Origin of the sequence: Viridibacillus sp. FSL R5-0888 (assembly GCF_038009105.1) — a bacterium.
Classification (GTDB): Bacteria; Bacillota; Bacilli; order Bacillales_A; family Planococcaceae; genus Viridibacillus; species Viridibacillus arenosi.
The window spans coordinates 2,466,566-2,483,717 of record NZ_JBBPAU010000001.1 but is presented as its reverse complement, the minus strand read 5'-3'; the positions used below and the strand labels follow the sequence as shown (position 1 = coordinate 2,483,717).

Sequence of the window (17,152 nt, the reverse complement as noted above, 5' to 3'; positions counted from 1 at the left end):
ACAAAAAATAGCTTATCTAATTAATATATAGGTAGATTTACTGTTTAAAGATGTCATGACTCGGGTAATGGGAAAATGATAATGAAAAAAACAGTCTATATGTTTATATTGGTCTATCCAGATTCATTTAAAACTTTGTATCATTTTTCAATAAATGATAATAGTAGATAAATTGGAGGAATTTGAATGAACGGTGAAGTTATCCAAACACGCTATGGAAAAGTAATCGGAATACCATCCGATACGCAAGGTGTAACTGTGTTTAAAGGGATACCGATTGGTGCAGACACGGGGAAAGAAAATAGATTTCGTGCTCCTCAGCCTCCAAAATCTTGGGAGGGTGTAAGAGGTTGTGACCATTATGGAGATCGTTTTCTGCAAAATCCAGATCCAAATTGCCAAGGAGCATTTTGGTTTAGTGAATTTAACTATGCTTCAGAATATAGACCACCAGTAAGTGAAAACGGTCTAGTAGTAAATATTTATCAACCAGAAGTACAAGAAGGAAGAAAGTTACCTGTATATGTTTGGATTCATGGTGGTGCAGGTAATTATGGGAGTGCTTCTGATATTAAATTTGATGCAACCAAACTAGCTGCAAAAGGTTTAATCGTTGTATTAGTTCAATATCGATTAGGTTTCCTTGGATGGTTGACGTTACCTGAACTGTGTAAAGAAAATGATCACGGTGCGTGTGGTAACTACGCTGTACATGATAATATCTTTGCATTAAAATGGGTTCAAGAAAATATCGAAGCCTTTGGTGGGGCTAAAAATAAAGTCACTATTGGAGGTCAATCTGCAGGTGCTATGCAGGTTATGAATCTTCTACGTTCACCACTTGCAAAAGGTCTTTTCCAACGCGCTATCATTCAAAGTGGATTAACTGGATTCCTAAATGATCCAGGCGCTATGGGAGAAGCTTTTGGAGCAGGAAAACCATTTCCTACAGTAGAAGAAGCTGCCACTCTTTCAAAAGAAGCTATCCGTGAATCGTTTGGTCGTGATGTTACATTGAAGGAACTTCGAGAAATGGAAATGGAGGAATTCCTAAAACCGCCATTTGCTAAAAATATTGAAGAAAAGGGTGTAATGCCGTCCGCAACTATTCTAGAAGACTTAGCTGCCAGAATACAAGGAACGGTACTAGATGGTTATGTGTTCACTGAAGAGTCTATTGACCTTATGAATCCTAGAAATATTGAAGGTATTGATATTATTATGGGTGGAACTACAGATGAAATGACATCCTTGATGGCAGTTAATTCTACAGAAAGCCCAGCCTCAAATGAGATATTAGTTACAAAACTTAAAGCAATGCATGGAGAGGACATCCTGTCTCTTTACTCAACTTCAACAAAAGAAGAAAGTTATGCTTCTTTCTTACGTGCCTTCAGTGATGATGGCTTACAGAGATTGTTATTATCCGCTGGGCTGAACCAAGTGGCCAAAAAACCTTTTGTTTATTCCTTTGCCCATGTAGCTCCAGGTAAAAATGAAGAGTTTTATGGAGCCTATCACTCTGGGGATTTATGGTTTACAATGGGTTCTCTAAAGCCAGGGAGAGCTCATAGAGAATGGAGAAAACTAGACTGGGGGATGATGGATGTCATTACAGATTATTGGTCTAACTTCATTAAAACAGGAAATCCAAATAGGGAAAGTTTATCTGAATGGATACCTTGTGATGAAAAAGATGAATATCCTTTCATGCAGTTTAAGGATGGGCAAGCAAATTTAATTACTACAAGTGGAGAGGAAAAACGAGAACAGTACTTTAGAAAGCGTATATTAGAAAGTTTGAATTTAAATTAAAATTTATACATGCTGAGATGATTAAGTTGTTTAAAATCGAGAGAAGTTACCAAACGAAAAAGTACCGAATTTTTCCGATTTAAGTTACTATAAAAATAAGAAATGTTATTAAACAAAAGGGGAGTTTAGGAGGAATACAATGCACAATCTAAATTTACTGAAATTTCAAGAGGTTGATTTTAGTGATTATTTCAGTCTTGTTTCTAATGAGAAAGTTATGGCACAAATTACCGAGTACGCTATTCCTTTTGAAGAGGCTCAATCCAATTTTCAAAAGTTATTAAAACGAAATGAAAAATATGAACATTCTGGCTCATACAAAGTCTACGATAGTTCAATCAATGAATTTATCGGACTTGGACATTTAACTTTGGATGAAGAAAACGACGAAGTAGCTGAAATCGGCTATATGATAAAGCCAGAGTATTGGGGTAAAGGATATGGAAGTGAAATAGCGAAAGTATTGATTGAAAAAGCTATAAAATCAGAATTAAAGAAACTAAAAGCCATTATTGACCCAGATAATATTGCTTCAAGGAAAATATTAATTAAACAAGGATTTGTCTCTGAGAGGATTTGCGAAATTGGCAGTTTACCTGGAGAAATACTGAGTAAAAAACTATAAAAATTAATTTACTCGAAAGATGGTGTTGAAAAAATCAGATTTATTTTAGGAATCTAAATATAAAACGCTGTATTTCGAATTGTTAATACAGGATTTGAAGGTTGGTTTTTATAAAAGTTATAGATAAAAAACCATAAAAACAGTAATGTTTTATCTTTATCAATTTATGGGTGCTTTAGTTGAAGAAGAGCTACTAAAAAAATAATCAAACGTTTAGACTAAGATCAGTTCATTTTTAATGTTAACTTTCATAACTCTTTAACTTTGATACTACACTTAAAACTGGGTAACCGTTAATTTGGTCGCTTAGTTATTTTTTAATCTGAGTAAGAACGAATGTTCTTTATGATGAATAAAAAGGAGTGGACAATGTTAAAGAGCAATTATTGAAAGCAATGCAGCGTAATCAATTGGTGAACATGATTTATATGTCGAGCAGTGGAGACATAACGAAACGACGTGTGAAGATCATTAAAATATCATCAGATAATTTTCAAGCTTATTGCTTTGTTAAGCGTGCTAAACGTACTTTTATAATAGAAAATGTTCTTGCAGCTATTCCGATTATTCGTAGTGAAGAAAAAGAATTATGATTTTAATAGGAATTCCATTTGAATAGATAAATTGTTGCGATTAAAAATTATAGAGATTTCCAACGTGGCTCTTTTATTGAAGGGATTTTCAATTGGATAAGTCCTGTAACGCTTAAAAATACATAGACTTTTTGAAAGAATTCATTTTGAACATGCTTTTTCAAAATGAATTCTTTTTATTTTCTAATGAATATGGATACAAGTGTTTTTTTAGCGATAATGAAATCCTTTTCATGTGAGTTTTTATAACATATTTTCATTTTATTCTGAAAATTCTGTTGACAAGGAGTGAAAACGAGGTAAAATAAAGGATATAAATAACATGTTAAGTTTTATTACATATAAATAATAAGAAAACTAACATGGTGAAAAGGGGAGTTTGAGGATGGATGTTATGTATTTGATGAACAGCCTGTGGACGATGCTAGGAGCAATTTTAGTAATCTTTATGATTGGTGGATTTATCTTACTTGAGGCTGGTTCTACAAGAATGAAAAACGCAGGTCACGTAGCAGGGAAAACAGTCTTTACTTTTGGTTTAGCATCATTAGTTTTCTGGGCATTAGGCTATGGGTTTATCTTTGGTAGTGACACAAATTTCTTTGTCGGTATGTCGGATTTCTTCTATTCAGGAGAATTAGTTAAAGATTCAGGACTTGCTACAACTGTATTTTTCGTCTTCCAACTAGCATTTGCAGGTATATCAGTTACAATCGCACTGGGTGGATTTGCAGAGCGTGCGAAGTTTTCAGCATACGTCATCTTCACTATTCTATTTGGAGTATTAGTTTATCCCGTAATTGCACACTGGATTTGGGGTGGTGGCTGGCTAGCTGAGCATGGAAAACAAGATTTTGCAGGATCAACAGTTGTACATTTAACGGGTGCAATGGCAGCTCTTGCAGCGACTATCTTGCTGAAACCAAGAATTGGAAAATATAATAAGGATGGTTCAGCGAATAATCTTGCCGGTCATAACCAAGTTTATACTGCTTTAGCTGTATTAATCCTGTGGGTTGGTTGGTTTGGATTTAATGCGGGTAGTACTGTTTCAGTTGATGGTGCTTTCTTCGGATTTGTTGCTTTAAATACCAATCTTGCTGCAGCAGCTGGTGCGGTGGCAGCGACTCTAATTTCGTGGGTAGTGTTAGGTAAACCTGATATTACAACAATTTTAAATGGTGCACTAGCAGGTTTAGTAGCAATTACAGCATCATGTGCGTTCGTAGATGTTTGGGCATCTGTAGTCATTGGGTTTGTAGCTGGTGTCATAGTATTCTATAGTACTAGATTTTTTGAAAAGAAAAAAATTGATGATCCAATCTTCGCATTATCCGTACACGGAACAGCAGGTATATGGGGTACATTATCAACAGGTCTCTTTGCTACACCTGAACTTGCGACAGTCGGTAAACCGGGCTTACTTTATGGCGGTGGTTTTGAACAGTTAGGTGTACAGATAATGGGGGTTGCAACATCGGGTGCTTATGCATTTGCTGTATCATTTGTCATCTTATATATCATGAAAAAAGTGATGGGTGGTATTCGTGTTAGCGAGGAAGAGGAAATCATGGGACTTGATATGAGTGAACATGGTAACTACGGCTATCCTGAGCAAATGTTGTTAGAAGAGTCGAACTTATGTCCAGTAGTAGAAACTAAGTAACGTTAATATGTCAAAAGCCCCTTTTAAGGGGCTTTTGGTGTAAAAAGGGAAGTGTTGCTGTGGAAACAGATGTTGAAACATATGAATCTATAAAGGAATGGAGGGATAAAAATATTACCGCCTACCTAGCTGATTCTGTTTCTCTCAATAAGTTTCATGATCAAGTAATGTGCAAAGTATTTGATTTAGCTATCAGTCGCGTGAAGAAGGGTAGCCCCCCCTGTGAATTCTCATGGTTTATAACAGGGAGTGGCGGCAGGTTTGAGCAAGGAGTTATCAGTGACCAAGATCATGGATTGATATATGAAATATCGAATGTAGATAATGATACTTATTTTAAGAAACTCGGTGAAGAAGTATCTTATGGTCTCTACATCGTTGGTTATCCATATTGTCAAGGTAATGTCATGAGCTCAAATCCACTTTGGCGTAAGTCGATGCATGAATGGAAAGAACAGCTTCTAAAATGGATGGATGATGAAAGCTGGGATGCCATTCGTTACTTGCAAATATTTTATGATGCAAGGGTTCTAATAGGAAAAAAATCGTATGTAAAAGAGTTGAAAATGGTTATTTACCAATATCAATTAAAAAATCAGACCGTGTTAAAGCGTTTTATGGCGAACGTCACACATGTAAAGAATGTCATTGGTCCACTTGGTCAAATTTTAGTAGAACAACATGGTATGTACCAAGGTAGTGTGAATCTAAAATATGCAGCATTTTTACCTTATGTGAATGCCATTCGAGTATTGTCTATAAAAGAAGGAATTTATGACACTTCTACATTAGATAGAATGAAATGCTTGAAGGAAACAAAAGAATATTCAAAGGCAATAAAGGATTGTGAAGACAATTTCTTAATGCTATTAAGATATCGCCTGACATTATTTCAAGTGGAATCCTATACAGATACACATTACTTGCATATCGAAAGTCTTCAAAAAGAACAACGCAAAGAAATAAAAAGAATTCTAAAAGATGGTAAGAAGCTGCATGATTATGTGATAGCACTTATCGAAAAAGGGTGTTAACAATGGTTTTTGAACCGTTTATTCAACTATTAAGAGGAATTCAAGGGAAAAGAAACACTGGTAGAATAGGTGATATTCAAAACTCACAGCAAATGGCTTATTTAAGGCATTTGCAAAAAGAGGTGAATCAAGATAAAGCATTAAATACGCCCTTACACGAACTAAATGTAGTAGTTTTTGATATTGAAACAACAGGCTTCTCTCCTGAAAAAGGAGACGGAATACTTTCGATTGGTGCAATAAAAATGAGTGGGGAAATTATTAAGGAAGAAGAGGCATTTTACTCGCTTGTTCATTTTGATCGGAACATTCCCCAGGAAATTATTCAGCTAACTGGTATCACAAATGAGCAATTAATAGAAGCGCCAAGTTTATCCGAAGTTCTCATCCATTTTCTTCAATTTAAAGGAGATTGTACGCTTGTGGCACATCACGCTAATCATGAACGCAATTTTATGCAACATGCTAGCTCAAAGTTATTTCGCACACCTTTCAAGCACCGGATTGTAGATACTTCCTTCCTATATAAAATTGTTGAACCAAAATCAAAAAATGTGAAACTAGAGGATTTATGTGAACAAAATGGTATTTCAGTGGTGAATCGTCATCATGCATTAGGAGATGCAAAGTTAACTGCAGAACTGTGGAGCTTATATGTAGCGGAAATTCAACAATTGGGTTGTAAGACGTTGAATGATGTTTATGAACGGTTTTCGAGGATATAAAAAATACGGTTCAAAAATAAAAAGAAAATAATATGCTATGGAGAGTACATTAGAAGATTTATTAATAACAACAGTGAAAAAATACAATATTTATTGTAATATAATGATGTTTTCATAAATGTTTTGCTTTAGGAAAGTTGATAGGTTTGAGCTAAGATCTACGAATATTCAACTTTTAAATAGTATGACTATTTATGTGAATAAAGTGAATTAGGTAGATAGTTATTAGAAATATGAAAAAGAGTAAATCATATAAAAAGGGGTGTCAGTAAGTTGTAGTTGGACTTATTTGGCAGCCCTTTTTTCATATTGTTGAAACAGGGCCAAAAAACTAAGTGCCATTAGTTGAAGGTGCTTATATATTTTTTAAGAAGAACTAGTCTATTTCTTTATAAATTAGGTGTTTCAATCAAATCTAGTATAAAAACCGAAAATCTTTTAATATTAAAATGTTAAATGTAAAAAATATATTGAAAAAAGAAATGAATATGTGGTATTTTTATATAATATCAATTAGACAACTTATTATACAAGTTGTTCGTTAGATATATAAGTTGTCTATTTTTTCTTGAAAAGTAAGCGCATTCAGATTTCTAAAGAAATAGAGTACTTTAATGTATAAACGACTTTATAAAACAATTACAAAGGAGACTTATTTGATGAGTACAAATCACAAAGAAACACCACACATTAAGCCTAATGGAGTAGAAATTGCAGAGACAATTCTATTACCAGGTGATCCATTACGAGCTAAATTTATTGCGGAAACTTATTTAGAAGATGTAGTACAGTTCAATGAAGTGCGTGGCATGCTTGGATATACAGGTACTTTTAAAGGGAAAAAAATCTCAGTAATGGGTACAGGTATGGGAACAGCTAGCATGGGAATCTATTCATGGGAATTAATCAACGTGTTCGGCGTTAAAAACTTAATCCGTATTGGATCAGCAGGTTCAATTCAAGATGATTTGAACTTGTATGATATCGTATTTGCAATGGGATCTGCGACAGATTCTAATTACGCACACCAATTTAATTTACCAGGTCATTATTCAATTACTGCATCATATGAGTTACTTGAGAAAGCTAAGAAGGTCGCTGATGAAAAAGGATCTCCTGTTCGTGTAGGGAATGTTCTTGCTAGTGATGTCTTCTATAATGCTGATCCTACAGCATTGGAAAGATGGAGTAAAATGGGCATTTTATGCGCAGAAATGGAGTCAGCTGCACTTTACATGAATGCTGCGCAAGCAGGTGTAAATGCTCTTTGTATCTTAACAATTAGTGATCATATCTTCAAACATGAGCAAACAACGCAATTAGAAAGACAAACAGCGTTTACAAAAATGATGGAAATTGCATTAGAGCTAGCTTAATAATTATTTAAGTGGAATATAACGAGTGTGAGTTAGAGGAAACAGTTAAAGAGTATTTAACTGCTTCACAATTTCGAAGTAGATTCCATGTCTTGAATATTATATTAAATAGTAGATTAAATTAAATTTTCTTAAGACAGGGAGCCATAAAATGGTCGCAATTAGTGAAAAATCATCAGCATCACAAAACCATAATGTAAAAAAGGCAGTACCTATAATTTTACTTTTCTTTGTATTCGCATTGACTATTGATAATTCGTTTAAATTAGTTTCAGTAGCAATAGCAGATGACCTTGGAATTTCAGTAACAACTGTTAGTTGGCAAGCTACTCTTGCAGGTCTTGTAATTGGTATTGGAGCGGTTGTATACGCTTCCTTAGCTGATTCAATCAATATCAGAACGCTTTTAATTGCTGGTGTTATTATGATTTGTGCTGGTTCTGTGATGGGTTACGTTTTTAAAGATTCGTATGCGATGATTCTTTTTTCGAGAATTATTCAAACAGCTGGTTTAGCATCTGCTGAAACATTATATGTGATTTACGTTACAAAGCATTTGCCAAAAGCAGAGCAAAAAAAGTTTTTAGGGTTTAGTACAAGTAGTTATTCTCTGTCACTTGTAATTGGTTCTGTAACAGGTGGATATGTTTCAACATATTTACATTGGACAACTCTATTTATAATTCCTTTAGTAACAATAGCTCTTGTTCCATTTATCATGAAATATCTACCGAAAGAAAAGTCTACAAAAAGCTATGTTGATGTAATTGGTTTATTTTTGATTGCAGCAATTGCTACATCGGTTATTCTCTTTATTTCAAACTTTAATTGGCTGTATCTAATTGGTTTTATCATTGCTATGACGTTATTCTTAGTGTATATAAGCAAAAGCCCTAAAGCTCTAATTGATATCTCTTTCTTTAAAAATAAGAATTTCATTAGAACTTTATCAGTTGCATTTGTCATTTATACAGTTCAATTAGGCTATATTTTCACTTTCCCATTTATTCTTGAAGGAGTATATGGCTTAAAACTAGATGTTATCTCATTATTATTAATCCCTGGGTACATTACAGCAATAATCGTTGGTATGCTTTCTGGGAAAATTGCAAAATATTTAAGCAGTAAACAGGCAATCTCTATTGCACTTATTGGTATTGCTGCAAGCTTGTTAATTCCAGGCTTATTTGTTGGAAGCACTGTTGTCATTTTTGTTATTTCTATGATGCTATTCTCAGGTTCATTTGCTTTCATGTATGCACCTATGCTTGAAACATGTATTAGAACAATACCAAAAGATAAATCGGGAACAGCAATCGGTTTCTACAATTTAACATTGAATGTGGCTGCTTCTATCGGTATCACATACACTGCAGCGATGCTTGATAAAGTAGAAATTTCAACTATCCTAATTGTTCTTTCAATTATTGCGTTTGTTAGTTTAGGATTGTTTGTGACTCTATTAAGTAAATTAGAAAAAACTAATTAACGGAAGTTAGTTCAGGTAAATGTGTCACAGATAATAAGCTGTGACACATTTTTTATGAAATAGATGTAATGATTTACTAACTTTATAATACATATTAATGAAATAAATTGATGAGGATCCTTAATCTAAAAATAGTATAGGTGTGTGAAGATGGAATTCAAAATTGCAAATATGGAAGAAAGAAAAAAACCATTGTATATAACTGTGTATGATGAATTATATAAACTCATCATGAATGGAACGTTTATGTTAGATAGCAAATTACCGGCAGAACCTGAATTAGCAAAAATGTTCGGAGTTAGTAGAATGACATTAAGACAGTCCCTTTCCCTTTTACAAGATGATGGACTGGTGAAAAGGGTACATGGAAAAGGGAATTTTATTACGAAGATAGCAATAAATAATGAAAAAATAGGTATAGAAAAAATAGGGAATCCTCTGTATAAATCTCATACGAAACAAATAGATGATGTTGAGATGAGTTTCAGAATTGATTTGGATAGTGAATATACCCAGCAAGTATTATGTAGGAAGTCCGCCGCCGTTGTTGCGTTTGAGAGGTGGTATAAAAGTGCAGGGGAAGTTGTTGCCTATGCCTTTACGAATATCGCAATTGAAGCAGTAGCTGAATTGAATTTAGATTTACAAGATAATGATCAATTATTAGAAATGCTTGAAACTAGAATTTATAAGCTTGCAAATAGATCTACGATTGACATAAAGCGTTCAGCTTCTGTTAATTCTTCTTCACAGAAACATAAAGTAGATGGTGGAGAAGACTGTGATTTATTATTAGAGAGTATTTTTATTCATGAGGATTATCCATTAGTTTACAATAAATTCTATATACCTAAAGAATATAGTTGCATAAAAGTAAATGCGGTGAAGTAGAGGTTGTTGATATAACTGCATGTTTTCAAGTTGCTAAGTAATACATAGATAAACCTATTATTATTTCTGATAATTCGAGGTAATTTTAATAAGTTAAATTGTATTTTAGAGATAATAAGATGTAATAGATAAGCTTATGGAAGAAGTAAAGACAACTTAATATAGAAATGCACCCTAATTGTTATACAAAAATAACATTTAGGGTGCATTTTTATTGTAGGGCTTACTATTTTCACTAAATTATAGCTATGCTAGCGTTGATTCAAAGAATATGATTCTTATTAGGAGATGATGAACTTAGGTAAAATAACACAAAACATTTGTTTGTTTATCAAAAAAACACTATTATATATATAATTATGACTACGATTAGTGTAATGTAAAAGGGCACACATATTAATAGAATTAAGGAGAATTACAAGCATGACAGGAAATACTCACATCTTAGGCGGCATTACAGCAGGTCTTGCTTTTGCACAAATTTCAAATTACGATCCATTAATACTCGTTGGTTCAAGTGTAATAGGAGCATTGATACCAGATATTTGCCACAGTGGCAGTAAAATAGGACGGACGTTCCGTATCACATCAAAAGTCGTCAATAAGATATTTGGGCATCGATCGTTCACGCATAGTTTACTATTTTTATTATTAATGTTCGTTGTTATGAATACATATATTTCGAATGAATCAATCACAGCAGGCGTATTACTTGGAATGGTCAGCCATTATCTGCTTGATATGGCTACAAAAAATGGTATTAAGTTATTCTTTCCACTAAAAATCACAGTGCGATTACCGTTTACAACTCGAACTGGAAGTAAGGTAGAGAATATTGTTGCTACTGTATTAACAATTATTAGCGTGTATTTTGCATTTCAAACAATTGTTCATTTACTCTAAAACAGAAATTTCCTCTTAAGTCTTTATTGACTTAAGGGGATTTTTTAATAAAAGGTAATTAATTAACTAAAATTACAAAAATGTTATAATATGGATTTGAGTGAAGGCGATCGAGTGAATTGAAAATATGTGTTGATTAATAGTTATCTTTAAAACAAAAAGTATAGGGGTGTGATGTATGAGGAAGCAAAATTTTAAATTGAAATATCAGTACGAAAATATTACTAAGGGAAATGTTGAAGTATGGTTTTCAGAACCAAAAGAATCTTCCACACAACAATATATCGTGACAAAACCTAATCTTATACCAGAAAAAATTTCTGAGCATTCCTTTTTGAATAATCTATGGTATTACAAGTTAGAGCCAGGTCAAAAATTAGAAATAACAATTGATTATCAAGGTAGCAGAAGAGGTAAAACTTATACATCTAACATAACAAAAGAAGAAAAGGAGTTCTTTTTGCGTTCTACAAATCTAATACCTGTAAGTGAAGAGATAAAAAAGAAGCACAAAGGATTGTAGAAGGAGTAAGTACAGATATTGAAAAGGCTGAAAATTATTTCTATATATTATAAAAACATACAAGTACTCCTCACATCTTTCTGGAAGAGGGGTTGCAGTTTTTAAAGAAAGGAAGAAGGGTGACTGCGGAGAGTTTGGTGCAATCTTCTGTTCGTATTGTAGAGCTATCGATATTCCAGCAAGAATGTTATATGGAACTTGGATACTTAAGAAATTTTCACCTCATGCATGGAGTGAAATTTATATTGAAAATGAAGGATGGATTCCAGTTGATCCGTATGGGGAGGATGAAAATGTATTTACACCCATTTATAAATATATCATCAGCTATACATTATGGAGTTTTCCCAAATAAAAAAAGATATTTTGGCGATCACGAAGGGAAAAGATTAGCATTTTCTATTGACCCGGAAAGATTATTGGATCCGAAATACATTGATAACCTAGAATATTCACAAGGTGTAACAAAAGAATGCATTGATGGAAATGAAATAGCATGGGGGTATGAATCAATAGAAGGTAAGGCTCCTTTTTTACAGCCTATTTATCCAAAATTACATAGTAAAGAAGATCGAATATCAATTAAAGCATTATTTGGAGAGTGGACTGGACAACACACCTCTATTCTGAAGAATTTAACTTATAAAGTAAAATTGGCAAGTTTCAATATTGGTTTTCTTCTCATAATTATAGAAATGATCAATGATTTCATTATGAAAAACGAAATGTTGCTTAATTTACTACCACTCTTAGCATATCCATTTCTATTATTAGGCACGATTCTATCCATTGTAAGGAATGAGGGGAATCTCCTTCTGTATGTATTAGGCTTTTTCTTAACGTTGTCATGTTTAAGTATACTTACTAATATATAAGGGAACCAGGCACCGATATTATATTTTATTTCAATAATACTAATAATCATGACAATTCATAATATGAGGTAATTCTAAAGTTATATAAATTTATGAGCATTGTCTAACCCATTGGAGTTGAAGTGAAGATAGATGGCTCTTAAATTCCGCAACACTGAAAATAAAAAACACTTAAAACTGTGCAAACGGTATAATTAATAAGCAGAAGTAAACATTAAAAGAAATGCATTGTGTTTTTATAGAAAGAAGATAACGAAAAAATATAAAGTGTTTTTCGTTATTACTTCATTTAAGAGAAAGTATATATAAAGACCAAAAGGAGAAACTATGACAAAAAATAATGAAGTAGGTTGGAACTTTGACAATAGCTATAGCCGTTTGCCAAAGTCATTTTTTTCAAGCATCAATCCAACCCCGGCCATTTCGCCGGAGTTGATAATTTTTAATAGTGAGTTGGCAACATCTTTGGGTTTAAACGTTCAAGAATTACAAAAAGAAGACGGTATTGAAATATTTGCAGGAAATCAGATTCCTGAAGGCGCTTCGCCACTTGCTCAAGCTTATGCAGGGCATCAATTCGGCCATTTTAATATGCTTGGAGATGGCCGAGCAATATTGTTAGGTGAGCACATTTCACCAAATGGTAAGCGAATTGATATTCAGCTTAAAGGTTCAGGTAGAACACCATACTCCCGCGGGGGGGATGGTCGTGCAACACTAGGACCAATGCTACGAGAATATATCATTAGCGAAGCAATGCATGCCTTTGAAATCCCTACTACCCGTAGTCTTGCAGTAGTAACAACAGGTGAACCTGTTTTACGCGAAACGGAACTACCGGGTGCTGTATTGACTCGTGTGGCAGCTAGTCATATACGTGTCGGAACCTTTCAATATGCTGCAAACTTCGGCACAATAGAGGAACTCCAGACTCTTGCTGATTATACAATTGAGCGTCATTTTCCTAATATTGAAGCTAATGAAGACAAATATCTTTCTCTTCTTCAAGAAGTGATTGAACATCAAGCAAAGCTTATTGCCAAATGGCAACTCGTTGGTTTTATTCATGGAGTGATGAACACAGATAACATGTCCATTAGTGGTGAAACCATTGATTATGGTCCTTGTGCTTTTATGGATGTCTATGATCCAGAAACAGTATTCAGTTCCATTGATACTCAAGGGCGCTACTCTTATGGCAATCAGCCGTTTCTAGCGGGTTGGAATCTTGCGCGATTTGCTGAAACCCTATTGCCTTTACTGCATGATAATCTGGAGCAGGCTATCGAATTGGCCCAAGATCAGCTATCAGGTTTTAATGAGTTGTATCAAACCAATTGGCTCGAAGGAATGAGAGCTAAGCTTGGGATATTTAATGAAGAGGCCGAAGATGAAGCTCTTATTAACGGACTCTTAAGTATGATGAAGAAGTATCGTGTAGATTATACTAATACTTTTCGCGCTTTAACTTTAGACGCGATGGATGAAACTGCCCTTTATGGGACTCAAGAATTCTCTCAGTGGTATGAACTCTGGCAAGCTAGGCTAAGCCGACAACAGCAATCTCAAGCATCATCGAATCAGTTGATGCGGGATAGTAATCCGGCGGTAATCCCACGAAACCATCGGGTTGAAGCTGCACTAGAAGCAGCAGTGAAGCAAGGTGACTATAGTGTGATGAAGCAACTTTTGACTGTGCTTTCAAATCCTTATGAGTATTCAGCAGAACAAACAGAATATGCCAAGGTACCTACATCAACAGTACCATACCGTACGTATTGCGGTACTTGATATATAGTCAAACAGTTGTTTAGCATTTAATGACGAGAAAATCCCGCTGGATACTTATCCAGTGGGATTATTTGTTTATTGTACTTGAAATTCTTCTTATTCTATTTATGAAATCAATTTGAATTCGTCATCTAATGATCGTTTAAAATGGACGATTGCTGTTTTGCAATTTCTATAACTGGAGATGATTTTGATGGCACGATAAATGTTGGGCAAAAGAAAAAATCGAAGCCTAATTTATCTATCTAAAGAGTTTTTGTATTTACTACAACTAAAAGTATAGATGTAATAGTTTCTACTTTTAGAGATTGGTTTTTTTGATTTAGAATGTACCTTATAGAAGAGTAGTGTATGAATTGACCATACTATTTGCTTAGGTGAGCAAAAATTATTATGGATGTAAAGGATGAGGGGGAAGATGAAAAAACAATTGTATATTTCAAATGCATAGAAGGCAGCATTTGAAAATCATAATATTCTTATACCTGATTGCTAAAGTCTAATAATTTATCCTTAAGTAAGGGACTTCTATTTACTCTCGCAAATAAAGGGAGAATAGGAGTAAATCAATTTTAATTATAGTATAATAGTTACTTCAATATGAGATGGAAAAGAGGGAACGGATGCCTACTATACTAGTTGCTGACGACGATGCGGTTATTCGCGAACTCGTTTGTTTATTTTTACGCAACGATGGATTCGAAACACTTGAAGCTGTGGATGGTAAGGAAGCACTGACTGTCTACGCCTCGAAGCATGCGGATCTTGTAGTACTTGATATTATGATGCCGATTATGGATGGTTGGACGTTATGCAAGGAGCTTCGAAGAGCCAATCCGGATCTTCCTTTACTTATGCTCACTGCGAGAGGTGAAACATGGGAGAAAGTGAAAGGATTCGAACTTGGAACAGATGATTATTTGACGAAACCATTCGATCCGTTGGAGTTGACGGCTCGTGTTAAGGCACTATTGAAACGATACCGCATTGGCTCCACACAAACGATCCAGTTTGGGAACATCATCCTTGATCGGCAGACATATAAGGTGATGAGTGGGGCAGATTCGCTTACTTTACCACTCAAGGAGTTCGAGTTGCTGTATAAGCTCGCTGGAACACCGGGGCAGGTCTATACTCGCGCGCAGTTGATAGATCAGATTTGGGGGATCGATTACGCTGGGGATGATCGAACGATAGACGTACATATAAAACGTTTGCGTGAACGGTTCTCTACTACAACAGATTTTCGTATCGAAACTGTGCGTGGACTTGGATACAGGCTTGAGGTGGACAAATGACCAAATCCTTATATACACGTGTTGTATTGACATTTCTGGTCTCCGTAATCGGTGGCACTATCATTGCTTTTTTTATGTCAACTTGGGTATTTAAAGATAAATTGAACGAAAACTTAAAATTCCCTTTACTTCACTTTGGTCAGGACATTGTCCGGATTTATGAAACACTTCCGTTACGTGAAGCGGAGTCATTCGTAAGTGGAATGAAGCAACTTGATTCATATCATATTCGAATTTATGATGAAACGGGGCAATTCCAGTCATATGGATCGCTTAACGGACACAATCCGGTGACTGTAACTAATGAACAACTAAAGGAAGTGCTTGATGGAAAAGTTGTTCAAGTCAATCCGAATGGTGTTGCTAGTTTTTTCTTAGGGTTACCGCTGAAAACGGAAATGGGAACGAAAGCAATGTTTGTAGAGCCGCTAGCACCACCTTCCACCGCATTCACTAGAAAGTGGGCACTAACTTTTTTGACTTATTCGTTGATTGCAGGAAGCTTATTAATTCTAGTCGCAGCCATGTTTCTAATAATGCCGATTAAAAAGCTGACGCAAGCAACCAGGCGTATAGCAGTTGGAGATTTCAACGTTAAGCTGAATATTAAACAAAAGGGTGAGCTTGGTACTTTAGCTCGCAGTTTCGAAGAAATGACTCATGATCTACATCAACTGGAGCAGATGCGTAGGGATTTCGTATCGAACGTGTCGCATGAAGTTCAATCGCCGCTTACCTCGATATCCGGTTATGCTTTAGCGCTCAAGCAAGTAGAACTCACAGATAACGAGAGAAGCCGTTATCTCGATATTATCATCGCTGAAGCAGATCGGATGTCTAAGATGAGTGATAGCCTGCTCAAGCTGAGTTTACTTGAATCACAGTCACAGCAACTGCAGTTGGTCACGTTTAACCTTGATGAACAGATTAGAAGAGTCATCGTTGCGATCCAGCCACAATGGTTCGCTCGTAACATTCATTTCGAGCTCAATTTAAAAGCCGTTCGTCTAATGGCTGATTATGATCAATTAAATCAAGTATGGACGAATATACTCGGCAATAGCATCAAATTTTCCGAGGATGGTGGAGTTATTAATGTCAGCATCGACCAAGATAACAAAAACGTGATGGTACGAATAACCGACACTGGCATTGGTATTTCACTCGCGGATCAGAAGCGTATGTTCGAGCGGTTTTTTAAGGCCGATCGTTCTCATAGTCGTAAGTATGACGGTAGCGGTATGGGGCTTGCCATAGTCAAACAAATTGTATCGCTTCATCAAGGGGACATTCGAGTGGAAAGTGAGCTGGGCAGAGGAACGACCATCATTGTCACCTTGCCAATAACAACGTCAACAGATTAGTTAAATTGATAAGTTATCAAATGGATTGTTTAAAAGTGGTTTCTGTATTCACCATACTACGACATTATTGCAAGTTTTCTTGCAAATAATGTCGTAGTATTTTTTTGCTTGTTCATATTCAGTTCATATTGTCGTCATAAGGAGTACATCTTCGTCATATAAGCTTTCCTAAACGGCTTGTTAA

At 34.9% G+C, this 17,152-nt stretch carries 16 protein-coding genes; all 16 read left to right on the top strand.

Annotation, left to right across the window (positions count from 1 at the left end; genetic code table 11):
• The first annotated feature begins 186 nt into the window (after nt 1-186).
• Nucleotides 187-1,815, top strand: coding sequence for a carboxylesterase/lipase family protein (locus tag MKY02_RS12260; protein WP_340711259.1), 1,629 nt, complete (start codon nt 187-189; stop codon nt 1,813-1,815).
• A 139-nt stretch (nt 1,816-1,954) separates the two neighbouring features.
• Nucleotides 1,955-2,440, top strand: a complete 486-nt coding sequence (locus MKY02_RS12255; RefSeq protein WP_038181109.1) for a GNAT family N-acetyltransferase — start codon at nt 1,955-1,957, stop codon at nt 2,438-2,440.
• Nucleotides 2,441-2,802: 362 nt separating this feature from the next.
• Nucleotides 2,803-3,033, top strand: a complete 231-nt coding sequence (locus tag MKY02_RS12250; RefSeq protein WP_327192112.1) for a transcriptional regulator — start codon at nt 2,803-2,805, stop codon at nt 3,031-3,033.
• Nucleotides 3,034-3,418: 385 nt separating this feature from the next.
• Nucleotides 3,419-4,699: an ammonium transporter gene (locus MKY02_RS12245; RefSeq protein ID WP_038181111.1), complete on the top strand. Its 1,281-nt coding sequence runs from the start codon at nt 3,419-3,421 to the stop codon at nt 4,697-4,699.
• A gap of 59 nt (nt 4,700-4,758) precedes the next feature.
• Nucleotides 4,759-5,733, top strand: a complete 975-nt coding sequence (locus tag MKY02_RS12240; protein WP_038181113.1) for a DUF294 nucleotidyltransferase-like domain-containing protein — start codon at nt 4,759-4,761, stop codon at nt 5,731-5,733.
• 2 nt (nt 5,734-5,735) lie between these two features.
• Nucleotides 5,736-6,458, top strand: coding sequence for an exonuclease domain-containing protein (locus tag MKY02_RS12235; RefSeq protein ID WP_038181116.1), 723 nt, complete (start codon nt 5,736-5,738; stop codon nt 6,456-6,458).
• A 659-nt stretch (nt 6,459-7,117) separates the two neighbouring features.
• Nucleotides 7,118-7,834 carry a purine-nucleoside phosphorylase gene (gene deoD, locus MKY02_RS12230; RefSeq protein ID WP_038181119.1) on the top strand — a complete coding sequence of 239 codons (717 nt, stop codon included), beginning with the start codon at nt 7,118-7,120 and terminating at the stop codon, nt 7,832-7,834.
• 151 nt (nt 7,835-7,985) lie between these two features.
• The gene (locus tag MKY02_RS12225; RefSeq protein ID WP_038181121.1) at nt 7,986-9,323 is read left to right on the top strand and encodes an MFS transporter; all 1,338 of its coding nucleotides are present in this window, start codon (nt 7,986-7,988) and stop codon (nt 9,321-9,323) included.
• A gap of 150 nt (nt 9,324-9,473) precedes the next feature.
• Entirely contained in the window at nt 9,474-10,214 is a 741-nt protein-coding gene (locus MKY02_RS12220) for a GntR family transcriptional regulator (RefSeq protein ID WP_038181124.1), read from the top strand.
• A gap of 423 nt (nt 10,215-10,637) precedes the next feature.
• Nucleotides 10,638-11,117 (top strand): metal-dependent hydrolase, encoded by a 480-nt coding sequence (locus MKY02_RS12215; protein ID WP_038181128.1) that lies wholly within the window; start codon nt 10,638-10,640, stop codon nt 11,115-11,117.
• 178 nt (nt 11,118-11,295) lie between these two features.
• Entirely contained in the window at nt 11,296-11,640 is a 345-nt protein-coding gene (locus MKY02_RS12210; protein WP_076065111.1) for a hypothetical protein, read from the top strand.
• 46 nt (nt 11,641-11,686) lie between these two features.
• The gene (locus MKY02_RS22020; RefSeq protein WP_445329620.1) at nt 11,687-11,995 is read left to right on the top strand and encodes a transglutaminase-like domain-containing protein; all 309 of its coding nucleotides are present in this window, start codon (nt 11,687-11,689) and stop codon (nt 11,993-11,995) included.
• Nucleotides 11,934-12,515 carry a hypothetical protein gene (locus MKY02_RS12205; protein WP_340711256.1) on the top strand — a complete coding sequence of 194 codons (582 nt, stop codon included), beginning with the start codon at nt 11,934-11,936 and terminating at the stop codon, nt 12,513-12,515. The genes MKY02_RS22020 and MKY02_RS12205 overlap by 62 nt, the downstream gene beginning before the upstream one ends.
• A 327-nt stretch (nt 12,516-12,842) precedes the next feature.
• Nucleotides 12,843-14,306 carry a protein adenylyltransferase SelO gene (locus MKY02_RS12200; protein WP_340711254.1) on the top strand — a complete coding sequence of 488 codons (1,464 nt, stop codon included), beginning with the start codon at nt 12,843-12,845 and terminating at the stop codon, nt 14,304-14,306.
• A 623-nt stretch (nt 14,307-14,929) separates the two neighbouring features.
• Nucleotides 14,930-15,604, top strand: a complete 675-nt coding sequence (locus MKY02_RS12195) for a response regulator transcription factor (protein WP_340711252.1) — start codon at nt 14,930-14,932, stop codon at nt 15,602-15,604.
• Nucleotides 15,601-16,968, top strand: a complete 1,368-nt coding sequence (locus MKY02_RS12190) for a sensor histidine kinase (protein ID WP_076065107.1) — start codon at nt 15,601-15,603, stop codon at nt 16,966-16,968. The genes MKY02_RS12195 and MKY02_RS12190 overlap by 4 nt, the downstream gene beginning before the upstream one ends.
• Nucleotides 16,969-17,152: the final 184 nt, after the last annotated feature.

What these genes read in the sequence shown, in the direction of transcription:
- MKY02_RS12260 (WP_340711259.1), top strand. Translation starts at nt 187, where the DNA reads ATGAACGGTGAAGTTATCCAAACACGCTATGGAAAAGTAATCGGAATA.
- MKY02_RS12255 (WP_038181109.1), top strand. Translation starts at nt 1,955, where the DNA reads ATGCACAATCTAAATTTACTGAAATTTCAAGAGGTTGATTTTAGTGAT.
- MKY02_RS12245 (WP_038181111.1), top strand. Translation starts at nt 3,419, where the DNA reads ATGGATGTTATGTATTTGATGAACAGCCTGTGGACGATGCTAGGAGCA.
- MKY02_RS12235 (WP_038181116.1), top strand. Translation starts at nt 5,736, where the DNA reads ATGGTTTTTGAACCGTTTATTCAACTATTAAGAGGAATTCAAGGGAAA.
- deoD (WP_038181119.1), top strand. Translation starts at nt 7,118, where the DNA reads ATGAGTACAAATCACAAAGAAACACCACACATTAAGCCTAATGGAGTA.
- MKY02_RS12225 (WP_038181121.1), top strand. Translation starts at nt 7,986, where the DNA reads ATGGTCGCAATTAGTGAAAAATCATCAGCATCACAAAACCATAATGTA.
- MKY02_RS12220 (WP_038181124.1), top strand. Translation starts at nt 9,474, where the DNA reads ATGGAATTCAAAATTGCAAATATGGAAGAAAGAAAAAAACCATTGTAT.
- MKY02_RS12215 (WP_038181128.1), top strand. Translation starts at nt 10,638, where the DNA reads ATGACAGGAAATACTCACATCTTAGGCGGCATTACAGCAGGTCTTGCT.
- MKY02_RS12210 (WP_076065111.1), top strand. Translation starts at nt 11,296, where the DNA reads ATGAGGAAGCAAAATTTTAAATTGAAATATCAGTACGAAAATATTACT.
- MKY02_RS12205 (WP_340711256.1), top strand. Translation starts at nt 11,934, where the DNA reads ATGTATTTACACCCATTTATAAATATATCATCAGCTATACATTATGGA.
- MKY02_RS12200 (WP_340711254.1), top strand. Translation starts at nt 12,843, where the DNA reads ATGACAAAAAATAATGAAGTAGGTTGGAACTTTGACAATAGCTATAGC.
- MKY02_RS12195 (WP_340711252.1), top strand. Translation starts at nt 14,930, where the DNA reads ATGCCTACTATACTAGTTGCTGACGACGATGCGGTTATTCGCGAACTC.
- MKY02_RS12190 (WP_076065107.1), top strand. Translation starts at nt 15,601, where the DNA reads ATGACCAAATCCTTATATACACGTGTTGTATTGACATTTCTGGTCTCC.